12 protein-coding genes are annotated in these 15,917 nt (G+C 61.9%); all 12 read right to left on the bottom strand.

Going from position 1 to position 15,917, the window contains the following annotated elements; genetic code table 11:
• Positions 1–386 precede the first annotated feature (386 nt).
• The 12 genes from mdoH to J3P82_RS24075 all read right to left on the bottom strand — a co-directional run bounded on the left by mdoH (position 387) and on the right by J3P82_RS24075 (position 15,866).
• Positions 387–2,957 (bottom strand): glucans biosynthesis glucosyltransferase MdoH, encoded by a 2,571-nt coding sequence (mdoH, locus tag J3P82_RS24020; RefSeq protein WP_434559112.1) that lies wholly within the window; start codon positions 2,955–2,957, stop codon positions 387–389.
• Positions 2,950–4,692, bottom strand: coding sequence for a glucan biosynthesis protein G (locus tag J3P82_RS24025; RefSeq protein ID WP_434559114.1), 1,743 nt, complete (start codon positions 4,690–4,692; stop codon positions 2,950–2,952). Before J3P82_RS24025 ends, mdoH begins: the two co-directional genes overlap by 8 nt.
• A 350-nt stretch (positions 4,693–5,042) precedes the next feature.
• Complete coding sequence (gene dtd, locus J3P82_RS24030; protein WP_434559116.1) at positions 5,043–5,480, bottom strand: D-aminoacyl-tRNA deacylase; 438 nt, start codon at positions 5,478–5,480, stop codon at positions 5,043–5,045.
• Positions 5,477–6,448, bottom strand: coding sequence for a prolyl aminopeptidase (pip, locus tag J3P82_RS24035; protein WP_434559118.1), 972 nt, complete (start codon positions 6,446–6,448; stop codon positions 5,477–5,479). Before pip ends, dtd begins: the two co-directional genes overlap by 4 nt.
• A 105-nt stretch (positions 6,449–6,553) precedes the next feature.
• Entirely contained in the window at positions 6,554–7,465 is a 912-nt protein-coding gene (locus J3P82_RS24040; RefSeq protein WP_434559120.1) for an alpha/beta hydrolase, read from the bottom strand.
• Positions 7,466–7,558: 93 nt separating this feature from the next.
• Positions 7,559–8,506, bottom strand: a complete 948-nt coding sequence (locus J3P82_RS24045; protein ID WP_434559122.1) for a choline ABC transporter substrate-binding protein — start codon at positions 8,504–8,506, stop codon at positions 7,559–7,561.
• 258 nt (positions 8,507–8,764) lie between these two features.
• On the bottom strand, positions 8,765–9,568 hold the full coding sequence (gene hutG, locus J3P82_RS24050; protein WP_434559124.1) for an N-formylglutamate deformylase: 804 nt from the start codon (positions 9,566–9,568) through the stop codon (positions 8,765–8,767).
• A gap of 11 nt (positions 9,569–9,579) precedes the next feature.
• Complete coding sequence (gene hutI / locus J3P82_RS24055) at positions 9,580–10,782, bottom strand: imidazolonepropionase (protein WP_434559126.1); 1,203 nt, start codon at positions 10,780–10,782, stop codon at positions 9,580–9,582.
• A gap of 18 nt (positions 10,783–10,800) precedes the next feature.
• Positions 10,801–12,339: a histidine ammonia-lyase gene (hutH, locus tag J3P82_RS24060; RefSeq protein WP_434559128.1), complete on the bottom strand. Its 1,539-nt coding sequence runs from the start codon at positions 12,337–12,339 to the stop codon at positions 10,801–10,803.
• 130 nt (positions 12,340–12,469) lie between these two features.
• Complete coding sequence (gene hutH, locus J3P82_RS24065; RefSeq protein WP_434559130.1) at positions 12,470–13,993, bottom strand: histidine ammonia-lyase; 1,524 nt, start codon at positions 13,991–13,993, stop codon at positions 12,470–12,472.
• Between the two features lie 194 nt (positions 13,994–14,187).
• Entirely contained in the window at positions 14,188–15,018 is an 831-nt protein-coding gene (locus J3P82_RS24070) for a quaternary amine ABC transporter ATP-binding protein (RefSeq protein ID WP_434559132.1), read from the bottom strand.
• A complete protein-coding gene (locus J3P82_RS24075) occupies positions 15,015–15,866 on the bottom strand; it encodes an ABC transporter permease (RefSeq protein ID WP_186613288.1) in 852 nt (283 codons plus the stop codon). The genes J3P82_RS24070 and J3P82_RS24075 overlap by 4 nt, the downstream gene beginning before the upstream one ends.
• Between the last annotated feature and the right edge of the window lie 51 nt (positions 15,867–15,917).

Below are 15,917 nucleotides of genomic sequence, written 5' to 3' on the forward strand. Positions count from 1 at the left end.
TCTAGAATATTAACCATACTAAGAAAACCCAACCCGCACTTACCTACAAACCGAAGACGGCGAACATATCGAAATCTTGGAGTCAGCTGCCGGGGCTAGGGGCCTGGAACTTACCGAGTTTGCAATTGGCGTCAACGATGAAATAGTTCCCTTTTTAGACTACAAGGTGAACTCTCAAATGAATGAAGGGGTTAGGGGTATCCATTTAGCTATTGGGGATGGCTCCAGCGGCTTTCACATTGATTTCCTCAGTCCAGCTGTCGGTGTCACTCCAGTTGTACAATAAACCTAGTCATTTAGAGTGCGGCAAGTCTCAGGCGCAAATCCTTAGCCCAACAAAAAGCCCCGCTTCCTTCCAGAAGCGGGGCTTTTTGCGTATCAGGCGATCAAGCCAGTTGAGGCTGTACGCTCACCGGCTGAAGCGGCAGCAACGGTGCATGGGGATCGGCCTTCACCGACTCACGCCACGCCGCCAACCACTCGGGATGCGCCTCGCTCCAGACCTGCTCATGCAGACGGGACAAGGCCACCGGATCACTCAACAGCGCCAGTCGCTCGGCGTTGTTAAGCCCCTCCGGGCCGACCTTCAGGGCGTGACGAACACGTTCGACCCGCAGCCATTCGATCGGCTCGGCCTTGCCGTGACGCGAGGTGGCCAAGGCATACGCCAAGGCGTTCTGTTGCGGGTCGACCACTGCCCGGATGAAGCCGTCGTTCAGTGCATGCCAACGGTTCTCGTGGGTGTACTGGTCAGTCGACAGCAACTCCTGCGGCGGTGCGTATTCCTCAGGAATCAGGAACAGGCTTTCATCGCGGGATTTCAAGCCCAGGCCCACACGGCTGGAGATCACCGAGACCGGGATCGACAGCATCAAGGAACCCACGATCGGCACCAGCCACCACAGGAAGCTCGGGTTCAACCAAATCACCAGCAAGGCCCAGAAGAAGCCCAACAGGGTTTGTGGACCGTGGCGCTTGACCGCTTCGCTCCATGGCGTGGAGTCATCATCACGCTTGGGCGAATTCCAGGTCGCGGCCCAACCCAGGAAGGCGGCAAGGACGAAGCGAGTGTGGAAAATCATCCGCACCGGCGCCAGCAGCATGGAGAAGAACATCTCCAGCAGCATCGACAGGGTTACCTTGAACTTGCCGCCGAACTCCTTGGCGCCTTTTGCCCAGATCAGGATGATGCTCAAGAGCTTGGGCAGGAACAGCAACACGATCGTGGTGGAGAACAGCGCGATGGCTTTTTCCGGATGCCACTGCGGCCACAGCGGATACAGCTGGCGCGGCTCCAGGAAGTATTGCGGTTCCATCAGTGTATTCACCGCCAGCAGCGCGGTGGACAGCACCAGGAAGAAGAACCACAGCGGCGCCGACAGGTAGGACATCACGCCGGTCAGGAACACCGCACGGTGCACCGGGTGCATGCCCTTGACCAGGAACAGCCGGAAGTTCATCAGGTTGCCGTGGCACCAGCGACGGTCACGCTTGAGTTCGTCCAACAGGTTCGGCGGCAATTCTTCGTAACTGCCCGGCAAGTCATAGGCAATCCACACGCCCCAGCCGGCGCGGCGCATCAGCGCGGCTTCGACGAAGTCGTGGGACAGGATCGCTCCAGAGAACGCGCCTTTACCGGGCAACGGCGCCAAGGCGCAGTGATCGATGAACGGCTTCATGCGAATGATCGCGTTGTGGCCCCAATAATGGGATTCGCCCAACTGCCAGAAGTGCAAACCGGCCGTAAACAGCGGACCGTACACCCGAGTGGCGAACTGCTGCATGCGCGCATACAGCGTATCCATGCCCGAGGCACGTGGCGCGGTCTGGATGATGCCCGCGTCCGGCGTGGCTTCCATCAGCCGTACCAGGCTGGTCAGGCATTCGCCGCTCATGACACTGTCGGCGTCGAGCACGACCATGTACTTGTAGTCGCTGCCCCACCGACGGCAGAAATCGTCGAGGTTGCCGCTCTTGCGCTTCACGCGACGGCGACGACGGCGGTAGAAGATCTTGCCGAAGCCACCGGCTTCACGGCAGACATCCATCCAAGCCTGCTGTTCGGCGACACAGATATCGGTTTCGTTGCTGTCGCTGAGTACAAAGAAGTCGAAGCGATCCAGGTCACCCGTGGCCGCGACGGACTCGAAGGTGGCGCGCAGGCCAGCGAATACCCGTGGCACGTCCTCGTTACAGATCGGCATCACCAGCGCAGTGCGGGCGTCTTTGGGAATCGGCTCATTACCGGCGCTGGCGCCGGAGATACGGTACTTATCGTGCCCGGTGAGCAGTTCGAGAAAGCCCATCAAAGCGGTCCAGAAACCGGCCGACACCCAGCAGAACAGGATCCCGAACAAAATCAGGATGCTGGTTTGCAGCGCATACGGCAGCACTTGCGTGGCTGTTTGCAGCAGCGGCTGGTGCAGGACTTCGTCCAGGTCCACCAGCGACCAGCCCTGGTACGGCATGATGCCTTTCATGTACCAGCCGGCAACGATGGTCTGGCCGAGCATCAGGATCAGCAGGATGTAGCGGCGGATCGAGCCCACGGTACGCCAACGCGCGTGCGGCAATACGCGCTCGTCCTTGGGCGGTTTCGGCGGGTTGGTGCGGCCAGTCAGGCGGCGCCAGGCGCGCACCAGGATATTGGTGCGCCACGGCTCCGGCACGACCTTGGTCCGACGAATGGGCGGAGTCGCCTTCAAGCACACCCGGCCGCTGGAATCGAGGGCCAGCATTTCGGCTTCCTCGAGTTCCTCGGCAGTGCTCAACGTCAGGCGACGGCCCACCGAGGCTTGCGCCGCCTCGTTGGGTGCATCGAATGTCGGTGAAGCCAGGCGCTCGTGCAACTCGCTGAAAGACTTGCAGCCCGCCAGTTCGGCGCGCTGCTCATCGGTCATCGGCAAATGGGCCAGATACTCGCGAAGAGATTCTGGTTGTACGGAAGTATTACTCATCGGCAGGCAACTGGTAGCTCCAGGTCTCGGTCAGGACTTGCTCAGTCTGTTCCGGTTCCTGTGGGGTTGGGGTCGGCTCGGCAGCGGCGGTGGACGCTGTGACGGCCTTGGCTTCTTTCTGCTCGCCGGCTTGCTCGTTGGCTTTCTCTTTTTCGCTCTGCTGCTTGGCGACCTTGTCGGCCTTGGCCAGGGTCGTCACCGAATGCGAGGTGGCTGGCAGCTCGACAGGAACCAGAGGTCGGACCAACGCGGCACGCATCTCGGTCGCCTTGCTCGGATCCTTGATCTTCAAGCGCAGCGTCAAGCGCCAGCCCTTGGTTTCAGGGTTGTAGCGCACGCTGTTCTCGACGATCTCGCCATTGTCGCCAATGCTCACCTGGCTACGCACATCGGCGTCTTCAGGCAGGGCTTGCAGGGACGGACCCTCGAAATCCACCAGGTAGGCCACGCTGCCGTCCGGTTGACGGATCAGGTTGGACTGCTTCACATCACCCGTGGAACGCAGGGTCTGCTTGACCCAGGCGCTGTCTGGCGAGTGCAGGTTGGCTTCGTCGAGGGTCCAGTGCAGACGGTAGGCGAAGTCCAGTGGCTGGCCTGGCTCAGGCAGCTTTTCCGGGCTCCAGAACGCAACGATGTTGTCGTTGGTTTCGTCGGCGGTCGGGATCTCGACCAGGTTGACGGTGCCCTTGCCCCAATCGCCTTTCGGCTCGATCCAGGCACTTGGGCGTTTTTCGTAGCGGTCGTCGAGATCTTCGTAGTGGCTGAAATCGCGGCCGCGCTGCAGCAAGCCGAAGCCACGCGGGTTTTCTACCGAGAAGTTGCTCACGGCCAGGTGTTTCGGGTTGTTCAGCGGACGCCAGATCCACTCGCCGTTGCCGGCATGGATGGACAGGCCGCTGGAGTCGTGGAGTTCACGACGGTAGTTCAGCACCTTGGACGGCTGGTTGGCGCCGAACAGGAACATGCTGGTCAACGGCGCGATACCCAGTTTGTTGACGCGATCACGCAGGAACACGCGTGATTTGACGTCGACGACGGTGTCGGTGCCCGGACGCACGGTCAGGCGATAGGCGCCGGTGGCCCGTGGCGAGTCCAGCAAGGCGAAGATCACCAGGTGCTTGTCGGTCGGTTTCGGACGCTGGATCCAGAACTCGCGAAAGCGCGGGAATTCCTCACCGGATGGCAACGCGGTGTCGATGGCCATGCCGCGGGCGGACAAGCCATAAACCTGACCCTTGCCGATAACGCGGAAATAGCTCGCGCCCAGCATGGTCATGATCTCGTCTTGCTTGTCGGCCTTGTTGATCGGGTACAGCACGCGGAAACCGGCGTAGCCCAGCTGTTCGGTGGCCTTGGGATCGAACTTGACGTCGCCGAAATCGAAACGTGTCGGGTCGTACTTGATCTCGTCGACAGTGGTCGCGGTGATTTCGTTGATCTTCACCGGCGTATCGAAATGCATGCCCTGGTGATAGAAGGACAACCGGAACGGCGTCTTCTGGTCGGCCCATTCCGCTTTTTCGGTGCGGAAACGGATTTTCTGATAATCGGCGAATTTCATTTCGCGGAATTCGTTCGGCAGATTGCTGCGCGGGGCTTCGAATTTCTGCCCGGCCAGTTCTTGTGCCTTCGCCGATACATCATCCAGGCTGAATGCCCACAGTTGGCCGGCGCCAAACAGGCACAACAGGGCCGAGCCCGCTACCAGAGCGTTTCTAAACCGTTTGGCAGTCATTTTTGGTGCATTACAGGGACTAACAATCACGAGCAACCCTCGCCGAAAACTGATCAAAAAACCAACGGCCAGATAAAGTATCTGCACGGTAACGGCGCTGAAAAACCGTTCCTGCCGACCACTCTTGCCAAGTTGGCGAGCATTGTTCCGACTCCGACGGGACAAAATGATTCCCCAAACGGTTCAGGACAAGTCTCTACCTAAGTCAAATGGACCAGCGAACGCTGGTCCCCCGTAGCGCGCGATTATCTAGTAGGCCGCGTGACAACGCATCAGGGCTAGCAAAGTATTTATCGAGAAAACTCCGTGTTTTGCCTCGAAACCGGACCGAAAAGATGTTTCAAACGCTTTCAGACCTGTAACAGGAAGGTCACCGGGCCATCATTGACCAGATGCACTTGCATGTCGGCGCCGAATCTACCTGATGCCACGGTGCCATGCACCTGTTTCGCCTGGCTTAGCAGATAGATGAACAACTCTTCCCCGAGGGCGGGAGGCGCGGCAGTCGAAAAGCTCGGACGCAGGCCGCTTTTTGTGTCCGCCGCCAAGGTGAACTGCGACACCAGCAGCAACCCTCCCCCGACATCCGCCAGGGACAGATTCATCTTGCCCTCGGCGTCGCTGAACACCCGGTAGTTAAGCAGCTTGTGCAGGAGTTTGTCGGCGCTGGCCCGGGTATCTCCAGGCTCGACGGCGACCAACACCAGCAAGCCGTGATCCACGGCCCCGACGATCTCGCCAGCGACTTCGACCCGGGCGCCGCGAACCCGCTGCAGCAGCCCCTTCATGCTTCTTCGGGTGGCAAGTCGAGCAGGCGCCGGGCCAGTTGCGCGGCGGCGCGCACCAGCGCATCGGTAATCCCCGGCTCCGAAGCGGCGTGACCGGCGTCGCGGATCACCTGCAGTTCGCTGTTGGGCCAGTTCTGATGCAACTCCCAGGCATTGTCCAACGGGCAGATAACGTCGTAGCGGCCATGGACGATGACGCCCGGCAAATGGGCGATCTTGCCCATGTCGCGAATCAACTGGTTGGGTTCGAGGAAAGCGTTGTTGGTGAAGTAGTGGCATTCGATCCGGGCAATCGACAGCGCGCGCTGCGGCTCGGAGAAGCGGTCGACTACCAGCGGGTTCGGGCGCAGGGTCGCGGTACGGCCCTCCCAGGTAGACCAGGCCTTGGCCGCGTGCATCTGGGCGATCTGGTCGTTACCGGTCAGGCGCTTGTGGAAGGCGCTGAGCAGGTCTTCGCGTTCGTCCAGCGGAATCGGTGCGATGTAGTCCTGCCAGTAATCAGGGAACAGGCGACTGGCGCCGGCCTGGTAGAACCACTCGATTTCCTGCGGCCGGCAGAGAAAGATCCCCCGCAGAATCAAGCCGTGCACCCGCTCCGGATGGGTCTGGGCGTAGGCCAGGGCCAACGTCGAGCCCCAGGAACCGCCAAACAGCACCCATTTTTCGATGCCCAGGTGCTTGCGGATGCGCTCGAGGTCTTCGACTAGATCCCAGGTGGTGTTGTTTTCCAGGCTGGCGTGAGGGGTCGAACGACCACAGCCGCGCTGATCGAAGGTGACAATTCGGTACAGGTTTGGATCGAAGTAGCGACGGCTCTGTGCATCGCAACCCGCCCCAGGGCCGCCGTGAATGAACACCACCGGCAGGCCTTCCGGCGAACCGCTTTCATCGACATAGAGCGTATGGGTGTCATCGACAGCCAGATCGTGCCGGGCATGGGGTTTGATCTGCGGGTACAAAGTCTGCATTGCGCGCTCCGTAAGGGGTCGAGTCATCCCTGTGGGGACGTCTATTTAGTCTGCCGTCCGGCATCATAAACCCGAATTACCCGAATGAGCATGCCCCGTACGCAGTCAAAGGGTGTCAGCCAGGTACGCCAGCAGCGTGCGATACAGCTGATCGACCTCTGGCACCTGGTTCCGGCCGCGCAGGCAACCGTGGACGAGGCCTTCGCCCCGGTACAAAACAGAGGCCACCCCCGCGGCATTCAACCGATCGCTATAAAGGACACCGTCGTCGCGCAAGGGATCCCATTGCGCGACGGCGACCAGCGCCGGCGGCAGGCTGCTCAGATCGCCTGCGTTCAACGGCATTGCATACGCTGACGGTCGGGCGCCACCCAGGTACAGCGCCTCATAGCGATCCAGGTCACGACTGCTCAGCAGCGGAGCGTCGAAGCATTCCTGACGCGACGGTAACTCTGCGGGACCGCCGAGCGCTGGATAAATCAACACTTGGGCCCGAGGCAGCACCTGCCCTGTATCGCGCAAGGCCAGGCATAACGCAGCAGCGAGGTTGCCGCCCGCGCTGTCGCCAGCCACCGCGCGGCGACGTGGATCAATGGCAAACGGGGCATCCGCCAGGTGGCGCCACACCGCGAGGCAGTCTTCGAAAGCGGCCGGAAACGGATGCTCTGGGGCCAACCGATAATCCACCGCCAACACCAGCGCGCCCAGCTCAGCGGCCAGCTCCATGCAGATGAAATCATGGGAATCCAGGTCCCCCACGACCCAACCGCCACCGTGCAGGTAAAGCAGGCATGGCCAGCCAGCGAGCGGCGGCGAGGTACGTGGGTGATAAGCCCGGACAGCCACGCCGGCCAGTTGCAGATCCTCGACCGCGAGCGTAGGCGGACACGGCGGCGTGAACGCGCGGCACATCTGGCTGTAGGCCTGGCGCGAGCCGGCGAGGCTGTCGTCCGGGCAGGTGAAGCCCAGGGTCTTGTCGATGAAGGCGGACATTGCCTGGGAGAGTGGGTAGGCCATGGGGTGACAACCAGATATCTGTGAACAAAGCGCAACCTGTGGCGAGGGGATTTATCCCCTCGCCACAATGGTCTCATCGCCTGCAAGACTGTGTCAGTTCTTGAGGCTGGCCTGCACCGCCGCCACGCCATCCTTGCCATCGAAGCTGGTCACGCCGGCCAGCCAGCGCTGTAGATCCTCTGGATGATCCAGCAGCCATTGCCGGGCGACATCCTGAGGCGTCTTGCGCTCCATGATCGGCACCATCAACTGGCTTTCCTGGGCTGCGGTGAACGTGAGGTTTTCCAGCAGCCGTTGCACGTTTGGACAGCGCTGGGCGTAGTCCGGCGCGGTCACGATAGAGACGGTCGCGGCACCTTCATTGGGGCCATAGACGTCTTCGCTGCCGGTCAGGTACGTGATGTCCATGTTGATGTTCATCGGATGCGGGGTCCAGCCGACGAAGACCACGAATTCCTTGCGATTCACTGCCCGCTGCACCGCTGCCAGCATCCCGGCCTCACCGGATTCGATCAGTTTGAAATCCTTGAGACCGAAGTGGTTGGTCTCGATCATGGTCTTGATGGTGGTGTTTGCGCCGCTGCCCGGCTCGATGCCGTAGATTTTCCCACCGAGCTGATCCTTGAACCGCGCGATGTCAGCGAAAGTCTTGAGTCCCGCCGCCGCTACATAGTCCGGCACCGCCAGGGTGGCCTGGGCATCGGCCAGGCTGGGTTTGTCCAATACTTTCACCTGATTGGCGGCCAGGAACGGTGCGATGTTCTTGTCCATCGCCGGTTTCCAATACCCCAGGAAAATGTCGAGGCGCTTATCGCGAATGCCGGCGAAGATGATCTGCTGCACAGCGCTGGTCTGCTTGCTTTCGTAGCCCAAGCCGGTGAGCAACACATCGGCCATGCCGCTGGTGGCGATCACGTCGGTCCAGTTGACCACGCCCATGCGCACGGATTGGCAGGACGCGGCCTCGGCGGCCATCGCACCAGAGCTCAACAGGACGGTACCGCAGAGGATCGACAGACAGCGCTTGAACGGTCTTTTCATCGCAGGGTCTCGGCGGCAGTGGATTGTTATAGGTCGGTGTCTTTGCGCACCGTGCCTGGAACATTACGCAGCGTCGAGGGGGCGCAGATGAACTGTGGCGACTCGGTTTTGCACGGTGGCGACAGGTTGAGAAGCATGAATGCTCTTGTGGCGAGGGAGCTTGCTCCCGCTGGGCTGCGCAGCGGCCCCAAATTTTGCGAGCGCTACGCACTCGAGCGGGAGCAAGCTCCCTCGCCACAGAAGCTGACTCGCCACAGGTTAGCGTTTGTAGGTGTTGCGCCCCCACGCCAGGAAACCTTCCAGTAACTCCCTGAGCACCACTTGAGTCGGCGCCGCCAGATCCGGGCGGTAGTTGAACGGTTCGAATTCTTCCATGTAGGTGCTCTGGCACAGTTCCAGTTGCACCGCGTGGATGTCCTCGGCCGGGTTGCCGTAGTGCCGGGTGATGTGTCCGCCCTTGAAACGCCCGTTGAGCACATGGGTGAACTGGCCGTGGCGGGCGCAGATGGCTTCGAGCTGGCTGGCCAGGGTCGGGTCGCAACTGGCGCCGTTGAACGTGCCCAGGTTGAAGTCCGGCAGCTTGCCGTCGAACAGGTGCGGGATCACCGAGCGAATCGAATGGGCATCGAACAGCAAGGCATAGCCGAACTCGGCCTTGAGCCGCGCCAGTTCCTGCTGCAACGCCTGGTGGTATGGCATCCAGACCTGTTGCAGATACGTCGCTCGCTCCTCGGCCGAGGGCTCCAGGCCTTCGCGGAACAACGGCACGCCATCGAACAATGTCGCCGGGTACAAACCGGTGGTGGCGCCGACGTACATCGGCTTGTCATCGGCGGGGCGATTCAGGTCGACGACGAACCGCGAGTACCCTGCGGCCAGGGTGCTGGCGCCCAGCTCAGCGGCGAATTCGTAGAGCTTGGGAATGTGCCAGTCGGTGTCCGGCAGGCTCTGGGCTTCGGGGATCAACCCAGCCTCCACCGCCGGCGTCAGGCGCAGGCCGGCGTGGGGCATGCTGACCAACAGTGGCACGCGCCCTTGCTTGAAATTCAGGACCTTTTCCACAACCACTCTCCTCAATCGATTTCGACGCCGTGACGCACGACGCGTTTTTCCAGATCGCCACCGAGCCAGTACGCCAGGTCGGCCGGGCGGTCGATGTGCCAGGCGACAAAGTCCGCGACCTTGCCGGCCTCCAGCGAACCGAGGGTCTGGGCCATGCCCAGGGCTTGCGCCGCATGGATCGTTGCTCCCGCCAGGGCTTCTTCCGGAGTCATGCGCAAACAGGTACAGGCCATATTCAGCATCAGGCGCAGCGACAATGCCGGCGAGGTGCCGGGGTTGAGGTCGCTGGCCACGGCAATCTTCACGCCGTGCTTGCGCAGCGCATCCATGGGCGGCAGCTGGGTTTCCCGCAGGAAATAAAACGCCCCCGGCAACAACACCGCCACGGTACCGGATACGGCCATGGCCTTGGCATCGTCCTCGGTCATGAATTCCAGATGATCAGCCGACAACGCCTGGTAGCGCGCCGCCAGGCTGGAGCCATTGAGCGACGACAATTGTTCGGCGTGCAGCTTCACCGGCAGGCCCAGCCGTTGCGCGGTGACGAATACCCGCTCGACCTGTTCCGGGGAAAAGGCCAGGTATTCACAAAAGGCGTCCACCGCATCCACCAGCCCCTCGGCCGCCAAGGCAGGAAGCATTTCGCTGCAGATATGCTCGATGTAGTCATCGGCGCGGTCTTTGTATTCCGGCGGCAGGGCGTGGGCCGCCAGGCAGGTGCTGCGCACGCTGACCGGCAACTCGGCGCCAAGGCGGCGAATGACCCGCAGCATCTTGCGCTCGCTGGCAAGGTCCAGGCCGTAGCCGGACTTGATTTCCACCGTGGTCACGCCGTCGCGCATCAGGCTTTTCAGGCGTTTGGCGGCGCTGGCGAACAGCTCGTCCTCACTCGCGGCACGGGTCGCCCGCACGGTGCTGGCGATGCCACCGCCGGCGGCCGCGATCTCGGCGTAGCTGACGCCTTGCAGGCGCTGCTCGAATTCACCGCTGCGGTTGCCGCCGAATACCGCGTGGGTGTGGCAATCGATCAGGCCCGGCGTGACCCAGGCGCCGTTGAGGTCGTTGACCATCGGGTAGTCACTCGTCGGCATTTCGGCACGCGGGCCGATCCAGTGAATGTGCTCGCCCTGGGTGACGATGGCGGCGTCTTCGATGATCGAGTAGACGCCCTGGGCCATGGTGGCGGCGTGGCAGTTTTGCCAGAGGGTTTTCATTGGACGTCCTCCGTCAGATCAGCCTTGGAAACTCGGCAGCAATTGCGCCGTGACCAATGCATTCAGGCACCGACTCGCCAGCAACTCACTGGCCGCGTTGATGTCTGGCGCAAAGAAGCGGTCCTTCTCGTAAAACGGTACCTCGGCACGCAACAGAGCCCGGGCCTGTTCCAGTTTGGCAGAGGTCTTCAAGCCGCCGCGCAGGTCGAGCCCCTGACACGCTGCGAGCCATTCCACCGCGAGAATCCCACGGGTGTTCTCGGCCATTTCCCACAGGCGCTTGCCGGCGGCAGGGGCCATGGAAACATGGTCTTCCTGGTTGGCAGAGGTCGGCAGGCTGTCCACCGAATGAGGATGGGACAGCGCCTTGTTTTCACTGGCCAGTGCGGCAGCGGTGACCTGGGCGATCATGAAACCGGAGTTCACCCCGCCATTGGCCACCAGGAACGGCGGCAACTGCGACATGTGCTTGTCCATCATCAACGAGATGCGCCGCTCGCTCAGGGAGCCGATCTCGGCAATTGCCAAGGCCATGTTGTCGGCGGCCATCGCCACCGGTTCGGCGTGAAAGTTGCCGCCGGAAATCACGTCGCCCTCGGCGGCGAACACCAGCGGGTTGTCCGACACCGCGTTGGCCTCGATCACCAGCACCTCGGCGGCCTGGCGGAACTGGGTCAGGCAGGCGCCCATTACTTGCGGCTGGCAGCGCAGAGAGTACGGGTCCTGGACCTTGTCGCAGTTCTGATGTGAGTCGGAGACTTCGCTGCGCTCGCCCAGCAGATCGCGATACGCGGCGGCGGCATCGATCTGGCCTTTCTGGCCGCGAGCCGCGTGGATACGTGCATCGAATGGCGAGCGCGAGCCAAGCACCGCTTCCACAGTGAGGCTGCCCAGGGCCACGGCGCTGGCGAACAAGTCTTCGCCCTCGAACAGGCCGCGCAAGGCAAACGCGGTAGACACCTGGGTGCCGTTGAGCAGCGCCAGGCCTTCCTTGGCGGCCAGGGTCAACGGCGCGAGACCGGCGACTTTCAGCGCGTCGACTGCCGGCAGCCATTCGCCTTTGTAACGGGCCTTGCCCTCGCCCAACAGCACCAGGGACATGTGGGCCAGAGGCGCCAAATCGCCGGAGGCACCGACCGAACCCTTGAGCGGAATGTGCGGGTAGACCTCGGCGTTGATCAGCGCGATCAGGGCATCGATCACCTGCCGGCGAATGCCGGAGAAACCCCGGCTCAGGCTGTTGACCTTGAGCACCATGATCAACCGCACCAGCGCGTCACTGATCGGCTCGCCGACGCCGGCGGCATGCGACAGCACCAGGGAGCGCTGCAGGTTTTCCAGGTCTTCGCTGGCGATACGGGTCGAGGCCAACAGGCCGAAACCGGTGTTGATGCCGTAGGCGGTGCGATTCTCGGCGAGGATCTGCTCCACACAGGCGACGCTGGCTTCGATTTGCGCCGAAGCACTGGCGTCGAGGCTGAGCGTCACCGGTTGCTGGTAGATATCACGCAATTGAGCCAGGCTCAATTGGCCGGGAATCAGGTTCAAGGCAGTCATTTATTGCTCCTTTTGAGAGTTTTGTTTTGCATTCGCCAGTCGCTCCGGAATGTTCCGTTGTCCGTCACCTTCACCTTTTGGGCGACGCCTTGTGGGCGATAGGTGCCTTGGCACGCTGGCGCTTTTTTGATCAATTCAAATTCGGTAATACGTTGTGCAGCACGTTCGGGTCTTTCAGCAGTCCGGCGGCGCTGGCGATGTCCGGCGCCAGCCAGCGGTCCTGGTCGTAGGCCGGGACGCGCTCGCGCAGCAGTTTCCAGGCAATGTCGGTGCCGGCGCCAAAACGCTGCGCCTTGAGAAACTCAAAGGCCTGGGCCGCCAGCAGGTATTCGATGGCGAGGATCTGTGTGCAGTTTTCCAGCGCCCGGTGCAGCTTCAGGGCGGCGTTGGTGCCCATGCTCAAATGGTCTTCCTGCAACCCGGAAGTGACGAAATTGTCGAGTACCGCCGGTTGCGCCAGTTGTCTGTTCTCCGCGCACAGCGACGCAGCGACGTACTGCACGATCATCATCCCCGAGTTTACTCCGGGGTTCGCCACTAGGAATGCCGGCAGGCCGCTGACGTGCGGGTTGATCAGGCGGTCGAGACGGCGCTCGGCGATGGAGCCGATTTCCGCCATGGCGATCGCTAGCAGATCCGCCGCCATCGCCACTGACTGGCCGTGGGGATTGGCCTGGGACATGACGCGGAAATTGTCCGGTGTACCCAGCAGCAAAGGGTTATCGGTGGCGGCGTTGAGTTCGGTTTCGATCTGTCGGCAGGCGTGGGCCAGTTGATCGCGCGCGGCGCCATGCACTTGGGGGATCGAGCGGATGCTCAACGCATCCTGGGTGCGGATGCCCAGGCTCGCGGCGATCACTTCGCTGCCATCGAGCAGTGCCCGCAAGTTGCTTGCGACCTGCTGCATGCCCGGGTGCGGCTTGAGGGCAATGACTTCGGCGTCGAATGCTGCAATCTGGCCACGCTGGGCCTCGAAACTCATGGCACCGATCACATCGGCCCACTGCACCAGGCGCGTGGCGTCGGCCAGGGCCAGGCAACTGAGGCCGGTCATGCACGGCGTGCCGTTGACCAGGCACAAACCGTCCTTGGCCCCCAGTTGCACCGGTTGCAAACCCTCTGCGGCCAGGGCCTGTTGCGCCGGGACGACTTGCCCGCGATAGCTGACCTGGCCGACGCCCAGCAGCGCGATGCCAATATGGGCCATGTGGGTCAGGTAACCCACCGAACCCTGGGATGGCACTTGCGGCGTGATACCACGATTGAGCAGCGCCAGCAGCGCTTCGACCACCCGACGATGGATGCCGGACTTGCCCTGGCTGTAGTTGAGGATCGCGGCGCAGAGAATCGCCCGAGTCTTTTCAATGGAAAGTACCGGGCCGACGCCACAGGCATGGCTGAGCAAGGTATTGCGTGATAACTGGCTAAGTTGTTCGTCCTTGAGCGAGACATTGCACAAGGCGCCCAGGCCGGTGTTGACGCCATAGGCGCGCTCGCCGCTTTCGACGATGCGCTGGACGATGGCCTGGGCATTGTCGATCCGCGCCCAGGTCTGGGTCGACAGTTCGAGCACAGCGCCGAAGCGGGCGACGGCGACCACGTCCTGCCAACGCAATGGGGCGCCGGTGATGATGATTTTTTCAGCCTGGGACATCTCAAACCTCATTCCAAATTCTCAGTGCGCTGTATCTTGGGCTGAAGGCATCAAACCCGTGGCGAGGGAGCTTGCTCCCGCTGGACTGCGCAGCAGGCCCAAAAGCAGCGGCCGCTGCGCGCCCGAGCGGGAGCAAGCTCCCTCGCCACAACAGCCTGTCAGCTAAAAATTGCTGTTCGCCGGTCACAACAGCCTTACACCACCGCCGCCCGCCGCTGCACAAACCGATCGACATACTCATCCGCCGGCGAGTGCAGGATCTCCCGCGGCGTGCCGACCTGGATCAGCTTGCCGTCCTTGAGAATCGCGATGCGGTTGCCGATGCGCACGGCCTCGTCGAGGTCGTGGGTGATGAAGACGATGGTCTTGTGCAGGGTCTTTTGCAGTTCCAGCAACTGATCCTGCATTTCCGCGCGGATCAGCGGGTCAAGGGCGCTGAAGGCTTCGTCCATCAGGATGATGTCAGTGTCCGCCGCCAACGCACGGGCCAGGCCGACGCGCTGGCGCATGCCGCCGGAGAGCTGGTGCGGGTATTTGTTCTCGTAGCCTTTCAGGCCCACGGTATTGATCCAGTGCAGCGCGCGCTCGGCGCACACTTGCTTGCTCTCGCCGCGCACTTTCAAACCATAGGCGACGTTGTCCAGCACGCTCTTGTGGGGCAGCAGGCCGAAGCTCTGGAACACCATGCTGATCTTGTGCCGGCGAAATTCGCGCAGGGCGTCCATGTCCAGTTGCAAGATGTCTTCGCCGTCCACCAGGATCGCGCCACTGGTAGGGTCGATCAGCCGGTTGAAGTGGCGCACCAGGGTGGACTTGCCGGAACCGGAGAGGCCCATGATCACGAAAATTTCACCGGTGCCGATACTCAACGACAGATCGTTCACACCGACCACGCAACCGGTTTCGGCCAGCACTTGGTCCTTGGTCTTGTTCTGGCGAATCAGCTCCAGGGCTTCCTTGGAACGATTGCCGAAAATCTTGAAGACGTTCCTGACTTCGATCTTGCTGACGGCTGCGTTGCTCATTTGCTCACCTCATGCCGAGGACGACCATAGGCCTGGGTAATGCGGTCGATGACCACGGCGAGAATCACGATGGCCAGCCCCGCTTCCAGGCCGCGCCCGACGTTGAGGGTCTGGATGCCCACCAGCACATCTTCACCCAAGCCGCGGGCGCCGATCATCGAGGCGATGACCACCATCGACAGGGCCATCATGGTGGTCTGGTTGATCCCGGCCATGATGCTCGGCAAGGCCAGGGGCAGTTGCACGCCAAACAGCTGCTGCCAGCGGTTGGCGCCGAAGGCATTGATGGCCTCCATGACTTCGCCGTCTACCTGGCGGATGCCCAGGTCGGTCAGGCGAATCAACGGCGGCGCGGCATAGATCACCGTGGCGAAAATCGCCGGGACCTTGCCCAGGCCGAACAGCATCAACACCGGAATCAGGTACACGAAGCTCGGCATGGTCTGCATGATGTCCAGCAGCGGCATCAATACCGAGCGCAGGCGATTGCTGCGCGCCGAGAGGATGCCCAGGGGGATGCCGATCAACACTGAGATCAGGGTCGCCACCAGCATCAATGCGAGGGTCTGCATCAGCTTGTCCCACAGGCCCACCGCGCCCACCAGGAACAGCAGGCCGACGATCACCGCGGTGGCCACGACTTTGCGGGTGGCGTGCCAGGCAATGCCACCGACAATCGCCAACATCAACCACCAGGGCGCCATGCGCAGCAGACCCTCGAGGTTGACGATGGCCCACAACAGGGTCTCGGAGATGTGCCGGAACACATCGCCATAGTTGGTCACCAGGGAATCGACCCAACCGTTGACCCAGTCGGCGATGGAGAAGGTAAAGCTTTCGGGAAACATAAGAGACTCTCGATCAGGTGGATGCGGTGAACGTCCCGGCCAGCCCCACGG

Origin of the sequence: Pseudomonas sp. Z4-20 (genome assembly GCF_051131955.1) — a bacterium.
Classification (GTDB): domain Bacteria; phylum Pseudomonadota; class Gammaproteobacteria; order Pseudomonadales; family Pseudomonadaceae; genus Aquipseudomonas; species Aquipseudomonas marvdashtae.